At 68.9% G+C, this 241-nt stretch carries 1 pseudogene; it reads right to left on the bottom strand.

What is annotated here, in order from left to right:
* Positions 1–241, bottom strand: a pseudogene (locus tag HCK04_RS40805) (hypothetical protein); the annotation flags it as partial.

Below are 241 nucleotides of genomic sequence, written 5' to 3' on the forward strand. Positions count from 1 at the left end.
CTCGTCGTCGGTGGCCGGGTCGGTGTCTTCGGTGGCCGGGTCGGTGTCTTCGGTGGCCGGGTCGGTGTCTTCGGTGGCCGGGTCGGCGGGGTATGGGTCGTCGGTGGTTTCTGGGTTGGTGTTTTCGGGGTCGGTGGGGAGGGATTCGGCGCTGACCACGACGAGGAGCTCGGTGACGATCTTCTGCTCCAGCAGGGCGATCAGCGCGTCCGCCTGGCGCACCGTCAGCGGGCGGTCATCA

The organism is Microbispora sp. CL1-1 (genome assembly GCF_012034195.1).
GTDB lineage: Bacteria > Actinomycetota > Actinomycetes > Streptosporangiales > Streptosporangiaceae > Microbispora.